The 13,216-nt window shown below is 42.4% G+C and carries 13 protein-coding genes; 4 read left to right on the forward strand and 9 right to left on the reverse strand.

The genetic code is table 11. The annotated features are described in order from the left end of the window. Positions 1-26: 26 nt before the first annotated feature. The 4 genes from ACFE90_RS28615 to ACFE90_RS28630 form a co-directional block, all read right to left on the reverse strand. Positions 27-1,172 carry a glycosyltransferase family 4 protein gene (locus ACFE90_RS28615; RefSeq protein WP_375505772.1) on the reverse strand — a complete coding sequence of 382 codons (1,146 nt, stop codon included), beginning with the start codon at positions 1,170-1,172 and terminating at the stop codon, positions 27-29. A 6-nt stretch (positions 1,173-1,178) separates the two neighbouring features. Next, a complete protein-coding gene (locus ACFE90_RS28620) occupies positions 1,179-1,823 on the reverse strand; it encodes a DUF4291 domain-containing protein (protein WP_375505773.1) in 645 nt (214 codons plus the stop codon). A gap of 12 nt (positions 1,824-1,835) precedes the next feature. Then, complete coding sequence (locus ACFE90_RS28625; RefSeq protein WP_229461694.1) at positions 1,836-2,990, reverse strand: NAD-dependent epimerase/dehydratase family protein; 1,155 nt, start codon at positions 2,988-2,990, stop codon at positions 1,836-1,838. Between the two features lie 430 nt (positions 2,991-3,420). Further along, the gene (locus ACFE90_RS28630) at positions 3,421-3,951 is read right to left on the reverse strand and encodes a hypothetical protein (RefSeq protein ID WP_375505774.1); all 531 of its coding nucleotides are present in this window, start codon (positions 3,949-3,951) and stop codon (positions 3,421-3,423) included. A gap of 220 nt (positions 3,952-4,171) precedes the next feature. Here ACFE90_RS28630 and ACFE90_RS28635 point away from each other — a divergent pair, with 220 nt between their 5' ends. From ACFE90_RS28635 to ACFE90_RS28650, 4 genes are all read left to right on the forward strand, one after another. After that, positions 4,172-4,981 (forward strand): FHA domain-containing protein, encoded by an 810-nt coding sequence (locus tag ACFE90_RS28635; RefSeq protein WP_375505775.1) that lies wholly within the window; start codon positions 4,172-4,174, stop codon positions 4,979-4,981. Between the two features lie 226 nt (positions 4,982-5,207). Next, positions 5,208-5,561, forward strand: a complete 354-nt coding sequence (locus ACFE90_RS28640; RefSeq protein WP_375505776.1) for a hypothetical protein — start codon at positions 5,208-5,210, stop codon at positions 5,559-5,561. Between the two features lie 98 nt (positions 5,562-5,659). Beyond that, positions 5,660-7,171 (forward strand): AAA family ATPase, encoded by a 1,512-nt coding sequence (locus ACFE90_RS28645; protein WP_375505777.1) that lies wholly within the window; start codon positions 5,660-5,662, stop codon positions 7,169-7,171. A 140-nt stretch (positions 7,172-7,311) separates the two neighbouring features. After that, positions 7,312-7,662 carry a DUF1257 domain-containing protein gene (locus tag ACFE90_RS28650; protein WP_012407317.1) on the forward strand — a complete coding sequence of 117 codons (351 nt, stop codon included), beginning with the start codon at positions 7,312-7,314 and terminating at the stop codon, positions 7,660-7,662. 159 nt (positions 7,663-7,821) lie between these two features. Here ACFE90_RS28650 and ACFE90_RS28655 read toward each other — a convergent pair whose 3' ends face one another. The 5 genes from ACFE90_RS28655 to thrB form a co-directional block, all read right to left on the reverse strand. Continuing rightward, entirely contained in the window at positions 7,822-8,757 is a 936-nt protein-coding gene (locus ACFE90_RS28655) for a pentapeptide repeat-containing protein (RefSeq protein ID WP_375505778.1), read from the reverse strand. Between the two features lie 57 nt (positions 8,758-8,814). Continuing rightward, positions 8,815-9,420 carry a Uma2 family endonuclease gene (locus ACFE90_RS28660; protein ID WP_375505779.1) on the reverse strand — a complete coding sequence of 202 codons (606 nt, stop codon included), beginning with the start codon at positions 9,418-9,420 and terminating at the stop codon, positions 8,815-8,817. A 129-nt stretch (positions 9,421-9,549) separates the two neighbouring features. Next, on the reverse strand, positions 9,550-11,163 hold the full coding sequence (locus ACFE90_RS28665; RefSeq protein ID WP_375505780.1) for an NAD(P)H-quinone oxidoreductase subunit 4: 1,614 nt from the start codon (positions 11,161-11,163) through the stop codon (positions 9,550-9,552). A gap of 383 nt (positions 11,164-11,546) precedes the next feature. Next, positions 11,547-12,056: a hypothetical protein gene (locus ACFE90_RS28670; protein ID WP_375505781.1), complete on the reverse strand. Its 510-nt coding sequence runs from the start codon at positions 12,054-12,056 to the stop codon at positions 11,547-11,549. A gap of 30 nt (positions 12,057-12,086) precedes the next feature. Beyond that, the gene (thrB, locus tag ACFE90_RS28675) at positions 12,087-12,998 is read right to left on the reverse strand and encodes a homoserine kinase (protein ID WP_375505782.1); all 912 of its coding nucleotides are present in this window, start codon (positions 12,996-12,998) and stop codon (positions 12,087-12,089) included. Between the last annotated feature and the right edge of the window lie 218 nt (positions 12,999-13,216).

A 13,216-nucleotide genomic window follows, 5' to 3' on the forward strand; every position in this document is an offset into this window, starting at 1 on the left:
ACTCTCTACTCCCCACTCCCTACTCTTTACTCCCTACTGGCTGATTTTGCCAACTTTTCAGAAAATATTACCTTTTGATAGTAATCTTGTAGCTGTTTGGTGGCAGATGGCCAACCCCAACTTTCTGCCTCCTGGCGAGCATTTTGACGGATGATGTCTCGTTGTTGTTTTTGTTCTAAGAGGCGAACAGTAGCAGCGATCGCTCCTTGAACATCTGCTGTTGGCTCAAAAAGATATCCATTTACTCCATCTGTGACAATATCAGGAATCCCCCCAGAACGGGCTGCTACTACCGGACAGCCAGCTGCCATTGCTTCTAATAATACTAAACCTAGTGTTTCTGTACGAGAAGGAAAGATAAAGGCATCAGCACTCGCAAAGGCAGAACCTAATTCTTGCCCCATGAGATAGCCAACAAAATAGGTGTTTGTGCCAGCAAAGTGTTTTTGCAATGCTTCACGATGGGGGCCATCTCCAACCAATGCTAACCGCGCTTCGGGAATTGCTTCTAAAATTGGTTTGATGCGCTCAATTTCTTTTTCAGCAGAAAGCCGCCCTACATAAAGTAGCAATGGACTTTCTGGATGATTTTTTGATAGGCGCGATCGCATCTCTACACTAGCTAAATCGGGGTGAAATAATTCCGTATCTACCCCACGCTGCCATAAATCTACACGTTCAATACCATGTGCTGTCAGTTCCTCCACCATTGCTGTGGAAGTACACAGATTTAAAGCTGCTTGATTATGAGCGCCTTTCAGCAGTTCCCAAAGAAAACCCTCCAGCATCCCCAAGCCGTAATGTTGGAGATATTGGGGTAAATGCGTATGGTAAGAGGCCACTAGGGGTATTTTGAGGATTTTGCTATAAAATATGCCAGACAAACCTAAAACTGCTGGATTTACGACATGAATGATATCTGGCTTAAACTCTTCTAATGCGTACCCAATGGCTGGGCGGGGAAGTGCCATTTTCAATTCTGGATACAATGGCAGAGGAAAGCCAGTAACGCCGTAAACTTTAGCGCCTTTGTGTTCTGTGATGCCTCCATCAGGGGCAATTACCAGCACTTGATTACCACTGCGCTGTAAATGGTCAACAGTATGGCGCAGGCGCGTTACAATGCCGTCAACCTTGGGTAAAAAGGTTTCGGTGAATAGGGCAATTCTCATATAAAACTATTCAGTCCAGGCAGATAATCTCAGCTTTGCTTGCGTTTCGGTATCAAACACAGAATAGACCCTCTCCTGTGGTGTAATCAACTCTGCACAGTCAGATTTAATGTTTTGCCTCTGTTTTTGTACAAAGTCCGAGATATCCTCAATGTTGACAATCCAAGCTTTGGCGTAAGCAGCTAGTACTTCACCACGTAACCCTAACTGAATAGCGCGTCTTTCTAATTTTGTCCCAGATGGGTGATGGTCTGGGTCCCATTGTAGGCGAACTTGTGATTGCTTCAATGCTCTTTGCCATGCACTTTTATCAGGATAAAGTTCTGGAACATAGCTGGAATGAACAGCCGCCGCTAAGATTTCTTCAATTGCCGAACGCTTCATCCAAATAGCTAACACTACCTCTTGCCCATTTTGTGTATCCCATCCAGAACGATACATCATCCAAAGGAAGTTAGGTTTTATCCAACTCATACGCTTAAAACTGAACTCACCACCAAAATAACCGTAGGTGGCGGCGAAGTTACCAATGGATGGACGATACGCAGGGTAAACAACAATTAAATGGTCGTCATATTGTGCTAAAATATGACGACCATTTTCAGGCCAATTACTGACTTGAGTTAAATAAGGTTCTGTTATCAGCGGCACGCAGAGTTTATCCTAATTTCTGTGCCAAGAGACTTTGGGCAGAATTTGCTTGTGATCAACTCGTTTCTGATACTTGATGGCAAAATTTAACAGAGAATCGAGTAAAGAATCAGAAAGCAAGTGAGGCTGTAAACCTAAATCGAGCAATTTAGTGTTTTTAGCGTTGAAGTAATGTTCTTCTTTCTCGACTCTGGGATTATCTAGGTGATTGATTTCTACATTCAATCCCATAGCATTACCAGCTTTTTTCACCATCAATGCCAAGTCGCCGACGCTGAATTGTTCAGTAAATTGGTTAAATACGCGGAATTCACCAGCCTCGGCAGGGTTAGCGATCGCTAATTCTACACATCTGACTGTATCCCGAATATCCAAAAATCCGCGAGTTTGTCCACCTTTACCGTAGACAGTTAAAGGGTGTCCGATCGCTGCTTGAATACAAAAGCGGTTCAGTGCAGTACCAAACACACCATCGTAATCCAGCCGATTAATCAATAGTTCGTCCATCCCCGTTTCTTCGGTTAAGACGCCATAAACTACACCCTGATTTAAATCAGTTGCCCGCAATCCCCAAATCCGGCAAGCAAAGTGGATGTTATGACTATCATGGACTTTGCTCAAGTGGTACATTGAACCGGGTTGCTTGGGATAAGGTAGGGTATCCTTGCGTCCATTGTGTTCAATGGTGATATACCCTTCTTCGATGTCGATGTTGGGTGTACCGTATTCACCCATCGTCCCCAGCTTCACCAAATGACAGTCGGGAAAATCTTCCCGCATGGCGTACAGTAAATTCAACGTACCAACTACATTATTGACCTGGGTAACAACTGCATGTTCTCGGTCAATCATGGAAAATGGGGCCGAACGCTGTTCACCAAAATGTACCAGAGCATTTGGCTGAAATTGCTGTAATGTTTTATGGAGAAATTCGTAATTAGTAATATCGCCGATGAACAAATCGATAGATTTACCTGTCAAATCTTGCCAGCGCTGGAGACGTTGTTGAATTAGTGCGATCGGAGTGAGAGTTTCGACACCAAGTTCATTATCCCAATGCCGCCGCACCAAACTATCTAAAATTCCAACTTCATAACCTCGATTGGAAAGGTAAAGAGCAGTTGCCCAACCGCAATATCCATCACCACCAATAACCAGGACTTTCATCTTCACCAGTTTTTACTCGCTGATAGCTAAATCTATCAGGTTTATGTACTCTCTTAATCATCATTCTAGGAGAGATGTGGATTTAGGGAGCAGAGAGCAGGGGGAAATGGTGGAAAATAAAGGGAGTTATCCTCACTCCTAATACCATTTTTTTGTGAGGCTGTGCCAAACCCTTTTAACTTCTTTTTTCCTTCCTTCTTTCTTTGTGTCCTATCCTGCGGGAAGCCACTACCCTGCGGGAACGCTCCGCGAACCTGTCTATGCGTCCTTTGCGGTAGCCTGCGGCAAGTCGCTAGCCTGCGGCAACGCCAAAGGCGAACGCGTCTACGTTTTTCTTTCTTGTACTTTAAATATGCCTTAGCGCATCTTCATACAGAATTGGTATAACTCCTCATTCCTAACTCCTAACTCCTAACTCTTAACTCCTTACTCACGACTTCGGAATGCGATACTGCTGGGCAATGTAATAAAACAAACGATAGTAATCTTGAAAATCTTGGCTCTTGCTTCGTCCTTGCCAGTAGTATTTAACTTGACTCTGAGTTAGTGTCAGTGTCATCGAACCTCCTCGTTGATCAACTTCTACAACCAGCACCCCAGAGACTCCTTGGGCGGTTTGAAAGTTCGGTTTAATTTTCTTCACTAACTCTTGGTTTGTAACAATCGAATTCGGTAGCTGCTGACTTGCCCACCCTCGAATTTCCACGGTGTTATCCTGTGGTGAAATAAACGCAATTCCATCATCATTTTCTGGAGCTGCTAAAAAAGTCCAGTTACTCGGATATGGAAATTCAAAGCCATAACGGGAGTTGCTATAAGTTTTCCAGGCGATCGCTCCAGCGTTAAAATTATTTGCAGTACAACCCCACAAGATTATTAACACGGCAATAACTCCGCTAGCGCTGGCGGCAAATCGATAAATTTTTCGCCCCAAACTACAGATTTTATTAGCAGTAGCCATTTACATTACACATTTTGCCAAAGTCACTGATTTTACAGAAGTACCAGAAACTCAGATCAATACCTTCGCCAATTTACTAGCTATTCCCGAATCCGTAAACTGCTGAAGAAACTGCACCAAAAGAGCGCCCATTAAAAATTCAATAATATTCAGGATATTTACCATTCTCTTTTTAGTTCTCAGTAGAGAAACTTATAAAAAGTGCTATATCACACAAATTATGCACAGTGTATCTCAGACAGCCGAGCTAACTTTGGAGCTTTTTCACTTCCAAACCAACACATCTTTGCAATTTCCAGCAAATCTTTCTGTAATTTGCATCGGTAAGCCAAACGAGCAAAAATCACCAGATATTGATATTTCTGGCTTACCAGATTCGGATGTGGCATCTCGCATCCACGCGCAAATTTGGATAAATGGGGATGAATACCATATCACCGATTTGGGCAGTTCTAATGGTACATACATTAATGGTACGAAACTTCAACCTCAAGTTTTTTTCCCACTGCATCCAGGAGATAGAATTTCCCTTGGGCAGGGAGAAAAAATAACTTTCATGTTTAGGGTGCAGCAGCAGTCTGCATCTGCCACAAAAAATCCTACGCCAAACTCAGCTCCCACAAAGATTACAGCGCCTACCATTGGTAAAGAAGAGGAACAAGTAATCTTTGCTAGTAAGCTTATTGGCTTAGGACTAATCCTAGCAGGCGTTACATTTTTAAGTACAAGTATTTATGTGAGCGTCTACTTACGCAGCACACCTGGAATTTTGCTGTGTATCGGAGGCATAGTAGCTCTGAATTGGGGTGGACGCGATAATCAAAAGCTAGGATGGGTGTTGATTGGTATAGGAATTGCTTTATTCATCGCCAGTGGTGTTGTAATTGGCTCTGTGTCTCTTTTTTCTATGCTGGTATCATTTGCTGGCATCTCTTGTGGATATCAGTTGTTTGCAACTGGAAAGGTGTTCAACTTTAATCCGCTTACGCTCCAAATAGTTAAAAAATCAGCCAACTCAGGCAATCATTAAATTAGCGATCACTAATTTCTATTGAGGTTTCAGGTTTTGAGTGCGTAAATCCTCATTAATTCTCAGAGGTTTGTAGTCAGCTACTTATCACTCAATAAACAGCATTTCAGCCTCGAACGTAAATAAATGTAACAAAATTGGCGTCAAAACGTTTTACCGTCTTGACAACCAATAGAAGAACCGATAACTTGATATACATACCCGGGTAAGACCGTTAAAGAGTTATATGCAAACGCAAACTAAGCAAAAGGTCACTTTGTATTTATCGCCAGAGTTGCACAAAAAATTGAAGATTCGTTCAGCAGTCGATTCAGAACCAATGTCAGAACTTGCAGAACGCGCCCTCGTTTTTTACTTATCTAATTCAGAATTGGTTGACGAGGTAGAAGATTCTTCTTATGGGCGGACTCATAGAGTTTATTCATGCCCAACTTGTGATAGCTCACTAGTATTACGTGATGGGGAACTGGTTGCTTTAGGCAATCAACCAGGAGTAGTTGGTCAACAACATCTTTCCATTGATGAAATGAATGAGGATGAAACCAATCCCAAGGGTGAGGAAGAGCTAGTTCCTTGCTAGATAAATTAGGAATTCATGAATAAATAATTCATAATTCGGTTGTCTTTACCAGAAGCAATGTCTCTACTGTCTCTATAAGGTCTCAAGTAGGTCGATGTATGAAAGAAGAGCTCAATATCCTAATTCAAGCTCAATACCCTTTAATCTACCTTGTGACCTCCGAGGAAGAGCGGGCTGAGCAAGCAGTTTCCACAATCGCCCAGTCGTTAAAGCCCCAACGTCGAGTATTTGTTTGGACAGTAACACACGGCATTGTGGAGTATGGTCAGCCCCGGAATGTTACCCAACACAATACCGTGTCTCCAGAGGCGGCGATTGAGTGGATAATTCGGCAGAAAGAACCTAGTATATTTATTCTTAAAGATTTACATCCTTTTATTGATGCGCCTGCAACAAACAGATCGTTACGTGATGCGATCGCTAGCTTTAAAGGTACGCAAAAGAACATCATTTTGATGTCGCCGATGCAGCAAGTACCTATAGAGTTAGAAAAAGAAGTTGTTGTTATTGATTTTACACTGCCAGATATGGCAGAGTTGAATAAAGTACTAACTCAGCACGTAGACCAAAATCGTGGTCGGCGGTTGACAACAGAAGCTAGAGAAAAGCTTCTTAGAGCAGCTTTAGGTCTAACTAAAGATGAAGCTGAGAAAGTCTATCGAAAGGCACAGGTAACAACAGGGCGTTTGACGGAAGATGAAGTAGATATTGTTTTATCTGAGAAAAAGCAACTAATTCGGCGCAATGGAATCTTAGAATACATTGAAGAAGATGAAACCATTGATGCTGTAGGTGGCTTAGAAGAGTTAAAAAGATGGCTCAAGCAACGCTCTAACGCTTTCACAGAAAGAGCAAGAGAGTATGGTTTGCCTCAACCAAAAGGGATGTTAATTCTCGGAGTTCCCGGTTGCGGTAAGTCATTAATTGCCAAAACTACTTCCCGACTGTGGGGTTTACCACTGTTGCGATTGGATATGGGGCGAGTTTACGACGGCTCAATGGTGGGACGAAGTGAAGCAAACTTGCGAAACGCCCTGAAAACAGCAGAATCTATTTCCCCAGCGATTTTGTTTATCGATGAATTGGATAAATCCTTTGCTGGTAGTGGAGGTTCTTCCGATTCCGATGGGGGGACTTCAAGTAGAATTTTCGGCTCCTTCCTCACATGGATGCAAGATAAGAAATCACCAGTGTTTGTGATGGCAACTGCCAACAGAGTAGAACGCTTACCTGGCGAGTTTCTTAGGAAAGGACGCTTTGATGAAATTTTCTTTGTGGATCTGCCAACACCAGAAGAACGGCGAGATATTTTCAATATCCACCTGACTAAACGTCGTGAAGATATCTCTCGATTTGACCTTGAGCAATTAGCCAAGATGTCTGATGGCTTTTCTGGAGCAGAAACTGAGCAAGCGATAGTTGCGGCAATGTATGAAGCTTTTGCCCAAGATCGGGAGTTCACCCAACTAGATATTATTGCTGCACTGAAGGCAACATTGCCGCTGTCTCGAACGATGCAAGAACAAGTAACGGCTCTGAGAGATTGGGCCAGACAGCGTGCACGCCCTGCAGCATCCTCCGTAGCTGAATATCAGCGAATGGAGTTCTAAAAGCTTTCCTCTGCCATCCCAGGGGGAAAGGCTAGCTCTTAATGCTAGCAGTTATAAGAAAAGCCGCATCCTGCTAACGCGGCTTCGCCCAAAACAAACCGTTGTCGTTTTTCTCAATCTTCTCATTGGAGGAAACCCAAATGTCTCACTTTAGCACCCTGCGTACCAAAATCACCGATGCCGAAATCCTCAAGGCTTCCTTGCGCGACCTCGGTATCAGCGTAAAGACTGAAGCTGATGTCCGTGGTTATAACGGTCAGCGTGTCCGTTCTGACATCGTTGCTATGTTGGACGGCGAATATGACCTCGGCTGGTCTCGCAACAGCGATGGTTCTTTTGACCTAATCGCTGACCTGTGGGGTGTTGCTAAGAAGCACAACCAAACCGAGTTGATCAACTCCATCAACCAAAAGTATGCCGTTAACAAAACTTTGGCTGAAGTAAAACAACGCGGTCTGCAAAACGCCAATGTGAAGTTGGTATTGCAATAACAATTTCTCTGCGCGTTCCCAAAGCTGCACGGGTTAACCATATAAATAGCGGTTAGCCCGCTTTTTTATCGGGACTGAGATGTATTTCTCAGTCCCGATTTTTGATGAGTCTAGTCAATACTAATTTAAAATAAGTAAGATTCTTGAGCCTGTTTGCTATCAATCATCATCCCTTATGCTTCCATCTGGCATAATGGTACTGTCAAATATAGCGTTATAAAGATAAGCATTGTTTAAATTTGCACCTTCCAAGTCAGCACCTGTCAAATTTGCACCTTCTAAATCCGCACCTTCTAAATTTGCTTGAAAAAGAGAGCTATTGCTCAGATTCGTACCTTTCAAATTTGCATAGCTTAAATCAGCCTCGCTCAAATCCAAATCACTAAGGTCGGTATTTTCTAAGTTAGCAGAATTTAAATTTTCTCCAGAACCAATAAAAATAGCTCGTTCAAAAATATCGAAAAGACCTATTCCAGGTATAGAAAGATATCTTGTTTTTTCGTCAATTATTGTCTCAATATCATAGATACAGTCTGTAAAAAGTTCACCTATACCCATACCTGTAAGGTTAGCACCAATCAAATTTGCTTTTCGTAGTCTTGTATTATCACTAAAGAAAGCATTGCTTAGATTTGCGCCTCGCAGGTTAACTTTGTCTAACGTACTTTGGTATGTTGTGATATTGCTTAAGTTGGCATAACTAATATTTGCTTCTTCTATCCAGCCATGATCCATATAAATGTTACTCAAATCTGCATAGCTAAAGTCCACTCCTTGAAAACGACCAGACAAGTTGGCGTGACTCAGATTAGCTGCTTTGAAGTTAGCGTACTCTGCTTCAGCTCCGTCAAGACGAGCATTACTTAAATTAGCACCTTCAAAATTTGCTCCAAGCAGCGTAACCCTTTGTAGACTGGCATTACTCAAATTTGCGTAACTCAGATTCACATCATTAAGATGAGTACCAGTCAACTCAGCACCATTTAAGTTTACCCCACACAGATCAACTTCTTCCAAGTGTAGACGACTAAAATTGACATCAGAAAAATTTCTTTCACCTATGGCGTAGCATCTGAGTAATTCTTCTGCATCCATAACTCTAAGCTCTAAACCTGTTTATTAAGATCAACTTTAAGATTTTGAATTCATTTTTTACCAAACTTGACTTAAATCTAAAACAAACCCAGGTAGTAACGCTTCGCTGCAAAGGGTTTTAGGATTATCTAATTCCTCAACCATAATATTAGGACGATAAATAAAAACTCGGCGTTGTTTTCTATCAATTAACCAACCAAGTTGCGTGCCATTATCAATATACTCTTGCATCTTATCTTGCAAAATTTGCAAGCGATCGCTTTCAGAACGCAATTCAATCACAAACTCAGGACAAATCGGTGCAAATTTTTTTCGCAGTTCTGGTGGTATGGCTTCCCAGCGATCGCGTTTTATCCACGCCGCATCGGGAGAACGCACTGCACCATTAGGCAAAGTAAACCCACCACTGGAACCAAACCCTACACCTGTACCATCTTGCTTTGTCCATACCCACAACTGCCCAACTAAGTTAAAGTTGCGTTCATCAGTTTCGGAACCAGTAGGGGGCATAATCACTAATTCTCCAGCAGCATTACGTTCAATGCGAAAATCACCGTTTAGTTGACAAAATTTGTAAAACTGGTCGTCAGTTAGTGCGATCGCAGGTTGCAATTGCAAAACCATTGGTATAATTTCTGTGGCTATAGGTAAGTTAATAGTCATAATTCATATTTTGGGGCTTCACCTGTCTTTAGAATATATCTTGGCAAAATTTTAGGGGTGGTAACTAAACCACCCCTTCATTCCCTCATATTTAGAATTTACTTGCAGTCCCCTTAATGGGAAGTTAATTTATTCAGAAATATTAATCAAACTTTCAACTTGAGAATTAGCCAATGTTGGTGCAGAGAAAATCCGCGAGTACAGACTTGACGGTTGCTGATGAGCAACGACTGGTAGAACTTCACGAGCATGGGCGGCTAATTCTACTGCTTTCACATCATAGGTCTGCGTTGCCAATTTGGGATAGAAACCAATTCCGATGATTGGCAGCAGCAAACAAGCGGTAATAAATATTTCGCGGGGTTTGACATCAGATATTACAGCATCCAAGTGCAACTCTTGACTTTGCTCACCGTAGAACACTTGACGCAGCATCGACAGTAAATAAATTGGTGTCAAAATCACGCCAACGGCTGACAGCAGCACGACTACAACTTTAAAACTGGAACTGTAAACATCACTGGTGGCAATACCGAGAAATACCATCAACTCACCCACAAAACCACTCATTCCTGGTAAGGCGAGAGAAGCCATTGAACCAATGGTAAACAGAGCAAAGGTTTTGGGCATTACCTTCGCCATACCGCCCATTTTATCCATCATCAAGGTGTGGGTGCGATCATAAGTCACGCCAGATAGGAAGAACAAGCTAGCAGCAATCAAGCCGTGGGAAACCATCTGTAGCACTGCACCACTGATACCTAGTTCTGTGTAAGAGGCAATCCCAATCAGCACAAACCCCATGTGGGCTATTGAAGAGTAAGCCAAGCGGCGTTTGAGATTGGTTTGAGCAAAGGCACAGCAAGCACCGTAGACAATGTTCACTACACCCAAAATTGCTAACACTGGCGCAAAAGTCACATGGGCATTGGGCAACATTTCCACATTGAAGCGGATGAGAGCATAACCACCCATTTTTAACAACACACCAGCCAAAATCATTGAACCGGGTGCTGATGCTTCACCGTGGGCATCAGGTAGCCAAGTATGTAAAGGGAAAATCGGTAACTTTACACCGAAGGCAATCAAGAAACCTGCATAAACCAACAATTCCAAGGTTTTGGGGTATTCTTTCATTCCCAGAGTCGCCATGTCGAAGGTGACGGTATCTCCAGAGAAGACAAGTGCAAAACCGGCAATCAAGATAAATATTGATGCAGCGGCGGTGTAAAGAATGAACTTGGTAGCCGCATAACGGCGGTTTTGTCCTCCCCAAATCGAAATCAGCAGGTAAACCGGCACTAACTCAATTTCCCACATCAGGAAGAACAGCAGCAAATCTTGAGCAACAAATACGCCAATCTGGGCGCTGTACATTGCTAACATCAAACCATAAAATAATCGCGGCTTGGTGGTAACTTTCCAAGCCGCGAATATTGCGAGGGTATTTATTAAGCCTGTTAGAAGCAGCAAGGGCATCGATAAACCATCAACCCCCACAGCCCAATGCAAACCTAACTGCGGTATCCAAGGATAGTTTTCTACAAATTGGAGTCTTGAACTTTGGAAGTCGTACTTATACCAAAAGGCATAAATCATCAGTGCAAAGTCAGCGATCGCAACTCCCAGACCATACCACCGCACAGTTCTACCTTCTTTGTCTGGGATTAGGGGAATGGCTAAGGCAGCCACCAAGGGTAAGAGGATTATGGCTGTTAGCCAGGGAAATTCAATAGCATTCATCACTTCTGACAATTAATTTGCCTTTTCACTTTTAATTTGATTATATTAAGAAATCTATACTTTTGTAAATATTCTTTAACTATAGAATATTAAATTTTTGGCATAGACAGGAATATATACTCATCGAATTTCAAATTATCAGGATAAATAAGAATAAATACTTATCTGATTTTGCCGATTCCATTCTAAATGTAAAGTTTTGCAACGTCAACAAAAAACGGCAGCTAAAGCCACCGCTATAATATCGTTACATTTTATTGTTAAGCCCAATTGTCAGGGCTATTTGCAATCATAGGCAGGCAAGATCCCTAACCCACAAGAGTTTGATCAAATTTGCATAATCAAATTTGATGTGTTTTAGCTGAGTAATTGGGGCTAAAGCATTAAACAATCCGGTTGACAATTGTCCACACTTCTCCATCAGATCGGACATAGGGAACGGAGATTGTCTTGAACCCAGTAATGAAAGGCTTGTAATAAATCTGCCAATACATTGGACTGAGTTGATTGGCACAAGCTTTAAGAAAACGAACTTCTGCGGCCAGTTCACCTGCTAGTTGATTAATGCGTTGAGCATGAACCTGTGCTACTTCTTTGGCTTCTTCTAGCTGCTGCTGTTGGATAAGTTCTTTTGATTCACCTTGCCAACGCACTAATTTAGTTTGCTTTTGTTTTATCTGGCCTTCCAAGGCTGCGATCGCTGCATCTATACCTTGGAGTTCAACTGATAATTGGGCATTTTCTCTGGCTTGACGGCGGTAGGCTTCAACCATTGCCTGGGGTGAATCATTCTCGCCAGAGATTACATTATTAATAGTGAGTGCAGCGCGTTCTTTTAGGAGAACCTGAATTTGAGAGTTAAGCGCCGCCATTTCAGCCTGAATTTGCTCCATAAATCGAGTTTTTAAGTGCTGAGTAAAATATTAAAAGCTTATTGCGCCTTGGGTATCGAGAGAAAGCGATCGCACCTCGGCTGTAATTCCTTTTTCTTGCCAAGCAGCTAACATCGCCGCCTCCACAGCCTCTGAGTGTAATTTATCCGCCAAAGCTAACAGTGTCGGCCCCGCACCACTAATTACCATACCATAAGCACCAGCACTAACAGCTGCAATGTTGAGAGCATCATAACCAGGAATCAAAGCTTTGCGATAGGGCTGATGCAACTTATCTTGCAAAGCTGTTTTTAACCATTGTCCGTTACCTGTTTCCAAGCCGCGCAACAATAACCCAAGATGTGCCGTATTGAAAATCGCATCAGTGCGACTGACTTCAGTTGGGAGAACGCCCCGCGCTTTTGAAGTGGAAAGTTCAAAATCAGGAATAGCTACAACTGGTACAACATCTTTATGCCAGGGAACATCACAAATTTCCCAAGCTGCGCCACTGCTAGCAGCAAGACGACATCCTCCCAACAAAGCTGGAACTACATTATCAGGATGTCCTTCCATTGCGATCGCTAACTCCATCACCTGGGACTGGCTCATAGTAGTACCCTCAAGTTGATTAGCAGCAACCAACCCACCAACAATTGCTGTCGCCGAACTACCCAAACCCCTTGCCAACGGAACACCTAACTTAATCTCTATTTTCACAGTTGGCGGTGTCTGCTTTATATATTGATAGAACTTGATAAACGCTTGGTAGAGGAGATTGCTTTCATCAGTTTGGACTCGTTCAGCTTCAGTACCAGTGACATGAATACTTAACCTACCTTCTTGGCGAGTGAACTTGAACTCGTTGTACAGCTTTAATGCTGCACCGATGCAATCAAAACCAGGCCCCAAATTCGCAGTTGTGGCAGGAACAGTAACAGTGATAGCAGAAACAACAGACATTGGCAAAACTCACTAATCATCAACCAGCATCCCATGTAAGGGGTTGATTTGTTTATTAGTCATCTAATTATCTGTTGTGGTAGTTTGCATACCCATCTGGGTGTTTACATTTTTTTAATATATTTTTATACCTAATGATTGAAAAATAATGTATATATTGACTATTTACAGCGTATTTGAGGTTTATGAGGTACAGTAACAACAATTAGTAAACCAAT

This window comes from uncultured Nostoc sp., from assembly GCF_964245445.1.
GTDB lineage: Bacteria > Cyanobacteriota > Cyanobacteriia > Cyanobacteriales > Nostocaceae > Nostoc.

Excerpts from the sequence above, each read along its gene's own strand:
- ACFE90_RS28645 (WP_375505777.1), top strand. The coding sequence starts at position 5,660 with ATGAAAGAAGAGCTCAATATCCTAATTCAAGCTCAATACCCTTTAATC.
- ACFE90_RS28660 (WP_375505779.1), bottom strand. The coding sequence starts at position 9,420 with ATGACTATTAACTTACCTATAGCCACAGAAATTATACCAATGGTTTTG.
- ACFE90_RS28640 (WP_375505776.1), top strand. The coding sequence starts at position 5,208 with ATGCAAACGCAAACTAAGCAAAAGGTCACTTTGTATTTATCGCCAGAG.
- ACFE90_RS28615 (WP_375505772.1), bottom strand. The coding sequence starts at position 1,172 with ATGAGAATTGCCCTATTCACCGAAACCTTTTTACCCAAGGTTGACGGC.
- thrB (WP_375505782.1), bottom strand. The coding sequence starts at position 12,998 with ATGTCTGTTGTTTCTGCTATCACTGTTACTGTTCCTGCCACAACTGCG.
- ACFE90_RS28670 (WP_375505781.1), bottom strand. The coding sequence starts at position 12,056 with ATGGAGCAAATTCAGGCTGAAATGGCGGCGCTTAACTCTCAAATTCAG.
- ACFE90_RS28655 (WP_375505778.1), bottom strand. The coding sequence starts at position 8,757 with ATGGATGCAGAAGAATTACTCAGATGCTACGCCATAGGTGAAAGAAAT.
- ACFE90_RS28635 (WP_375505775.1), top strand. The coding sequence starts at position 4,172 with ATGCACAGTGTATCTCAGACAGCCGAGCTAACTTTGGAGCTTTTTCAC.
- ACFE90_RS28650 (WP_012407317.1), top strand. The coding sequence starts at position 7,312 with ATGTCTCACTTTAGCACCCTGCGTACCAAAATCACCGATGCCGAAATC.
- ACFE90_RS28665 (WP_375505780.1), bottom strand. The coding sequence starts at position 11,163 with ATGAATGCTATTGAATTTCCCTGGCTAACAGCCATAATCCTCTTACCC.
- ACFE90_RS28625 (WP_229461694.1), bottom strand. The coding sequence starts at position 2,990 with ATGAAAGTCCTGGTTATTGGTGGTGATGGATATTGCGGTTGGGCAACT.
- ACFE90_RS28630 (WP_375505774.1), bottom strand. The coding sequence starts at position 3,951 with ATGGCTACTGCTAATAAAATCTGTAGTTTGGGGCGAAAAATTTATCGA.